Annotated in this window: 2 protein-coding genes and 2 pseudogenes; 2 read left to right on the top strand and 2 right to left on the bottom strand. The window is 70.8% G+C overall.

The annotated features are described in order from the left end of the window. Nucleotides 1-484, bottom strand: a pseudogene (locus G3I19_RS35815) (HEAT repeat domain-containing protein); the annotation flags it as partial. A gap of 200 nt (nt 485-684) precedes the next feature. Next, nucleotides 685-1,077, bottom strand: coding sequence for an ankyrin repeat domain-containing protein (locus G3I19_RS35810; RefSeq protein WP_164267854.1), 393 nt, complete (start codon nt 1,075-1,077; stop codon nt 685-687). A gap of 228 nt (nt 1,078-1,305) precedes the next feature. On the opposite strand from G3I19_RS35810, the gene G3I19_RS35805 reads away from it, so the two are divergent. Next, a complete protein-coding gene (locus G3I19_RS35805) occupies nt 1,306-1,500 on the top strand; it encodes a hypothetical protein (protein ID WP_164267853.1) in 195 nt (64 codons plus the stop codon). 39 nt (nt 1,501-1,539) lie between these two features. Continuing rightward, nucleotides 1,540-2,914: pseudogene (locus tag G3I19_RS35800) on the top strand (ATP-binding protein); the annotation flags it as partial.

The raw sequence follows: 2,914 nt of genomic DNA, 5'->3' as shown, positions 1-2,914 counted from the left end.
CCAGTTCGGCGCCGCCCTGCGGGGTGGCGGGGAAGCGGCCGAGCACGGGCAGGGCCAGAGCGCGCAGCCCGGCGTCGTCGTCGCGCAGGGCGAGTTCGTCCAGCGCCCAGGCCCAGTTGGCGCCGGTCGCCGCGTACCGCCGCAGCAGCACGAGCGCGTCGGCCCGGTCGTACGAGGCGAGGTGCCCCAGCACGGCGAGAGCGAGCCCGGTCCTGCTGTCCTCGGTGACGATGTGGTCGTCGGGGAGGAAGAGGTGCCGTTCGATCTCTTCGAGCCCGCCGTCGAGGTCGAGGTAGAGGCGCGCGTAGTAGAGCGAGCGGTTCTCGACCTGCCAGTCGTGGCGGGGGTCGCTCAGGACGCAGTGGTTCAGGGCGGCCAGGGCTTCCTCGCGCGGTGCGGCGAGCGCGTGCAGCGTGCCGTCGCCGCGGCCCCGCTGGAGGAGGCCGAGCAGCGTGCCGCTCGGCGCTATGACTGGATCGATCATGGAAGAAGCCTCACATCAAGCTGTAGACGCAACCGGGAAACGTGGACTACCTGGCCGCGCAACAACATGTCCGGCCGCCCGTTGCCATCTGCTTGGTGCAGTTCATCTTCCTCTGCCTCTCGTCGGTGGTCCGATGTGGACCCGCGACGTCATGATGACCCAGCCAAATCGCCACCGCGACCACATTTACGACAGGCCGGTCAGCGTGCGCCGAAGAGCTCCACCAGCTCCGTCTTCCCAAACATCCGCGCGGTATCCACGGCGGACGGAGTCCCGGCCTCCGGATCGGCCCCGCCGGCGAGCAGGGCGCGGATCACCGCGTCCTCGCCCTTGAAGACCGCTCCGGCCAGCGGGGTCTGTCCCCGGTCGTTGGCACGGTCGGCCTCGGCTCCGCGGGTGACGAGGGCCTCCACCGTCGCGGCGTGACCGTGGTAGGCGGCGAGCATCACGAGGGTGTCCCCGCGGTCGTTGGTGAGGTTCGCCGGGACCCCCGCGTCGACATACGCGGCGAGCGCGGCGGTCTCCCCCTGCCTGGCGAGGTCGAAGACCTTCGTCGCCAGTTCGACCACCTCGGGGTCCGGAGCCTCGCTCATCGCGCGTACCGCCTTTCATGCCGTGACCTCGGCGTACGGCATGTCGGCCGTACGAGTGAACCGACAGGTTACTGCCCGCCGGGCACCCCCGGCACGAGTCGGGCACCCACGTCGGCCAGTCGGGTGAATTAGACGCCATTTCACCCATTTGCACCTTTTATCGTATAGATACTTTCTGTGAACCTGGAAGAACTCATGGTGACTGTCCCCCCAACCAGGAGAACACTCATGATCCTTTCCATCTCAGGCGTCGTACTGCTGGGAGTCATCGCCTTCCTCTTCTTCAAGAAGGACGGGCTCAAGGCGTCCCACGGGCTCGTCTGTGCCCTCTTCGGCTTCTATGTCGCGGGCACCGCCATCGCACCGAGCATCACGGCCGGCGGCGCGAGCCTCGCCAGCATGCTGGGCGGAATCAAGTTCTGACCCTCGGCAACCGTTTTCCACTCACCCCAGGAGACAGACGTGGCCCGGCGTCCACTTCCCCGCATTCTGAGCAGCAGCAGCGCATCGATCACCCGCAGCCGCGAGATCGCGCGGACGGCCGCCGACAGCGCCACCGATGTCCTCCACCCGTTGATCATGATCGGCCGCGGCCTGCGCAAGATGGCCTCGGCCGGGCGGCAGCGGTGGGCCGCGACACCCAAGGACCGGCGCGGTCCCGCGCTGTTCCTCGTCGCGGCCTGCGTTCTGGTGGTCGCGCTCATCCCGTACGGGCCGCTGCTCGCCCTGATCACGGTGATGGCCGCGGCCGCCTGGAAGGGGCACGAGCGGACCGTGGCGAAGACCGGGCCGGACGAGGCGGAGACCGCCCGGCTCCAGGCGCTGTACGAGGCCCTGGTGCCGTACTTCTCCGTCCCCGACGACCCGGCCCCGCTGTTCAGCCACGGAGGCGCGTGGGACGAGGTGTTCAGTGACTTCACGTTCGACGACGACGGACGGCTCACCGCGCTGCACGTCGCGTACCCGGCACACTTCACCGACGGCGAGGCCGAGTGCCGCACCCGGATCGAGCAGCTCCTGCACGCCAAGTCGGGGCGCGGGCGCGAGTACCGCTTCGACTGGGACGAGGAGGGCAACCGGCTCGCGATGAGCGTGCTGCCCGCCCTGTCCACCACCATCGCGGCGCAGCCCTTCATCACCGGTCCCGGCGAGACCGTGCTCGGCTTCACCGACCCGGACGCGGTACGGCGCACGGTGCCGGTGCAGGACGGCGACGAGCAGAGCGACGCTCCGCCGGTGGTCTGGCGGACCGGCCCGCGCTCGACCGAGCCGCATCTGCTGGTCGTGGGCGAGCCGGGCAGCGGGACCACCACGCTGCTGCGCTCGATCGCGCTCCAGGCCCTGCGGTACGGCGACGTGGTGATCATCGAGGGCAGCGGGACCGGGGAGTACGCGTGCCTCACCGGCCGCTCCGGCGTGCTGGCCGTCGAGTGCGGGCTCTCCGGGGCCCTGAGCACCCTGGAATGGGCGGCGCACGAGACCGAGCGGCGGCTGATCGCGGCCAACCGAGCCAGGCAGTCCGGGCACCCCACGCCCGATGACACCAGGCGCCCGCTGTGGATCCTGCTCGACCGGCCCAGTGTCTTCGGGCATCTGGCGGCGGCCGACGGCCGCACCGACCCCCAGGAGCTGCTGCAGGTCCCCCTGCGGCACGGCAGGGCGGCGAGCGTCACGGTCGTGGTGGCCGACCAGTTCGACACCGTGGACGCGCTGAGCGACGCCGTCCGGCACCACACCCGCGCCCGCGTCGTGCTCGGATCGGCGCCGGACGGCCAGCTCGGGGCGCTGCTCGGCGCGCCGCCCCACACCACGCCGACACCCGGCACCCCGCCGGGGC

This window comes from Streptomyces sp. SID10853 (assembly GCF_010548145.1).
In the GTDB taxonomy this organism is placed as follows: Bacteria; Actinomycetota; Actinomycetes; order Streptomycetales; family Streptomycetaceae; genus Streptomyces.
Note: the sequence above shows the minus strand (reverse complement) of the source record. Positions and strands in the feature narration are given on the sequence as shown.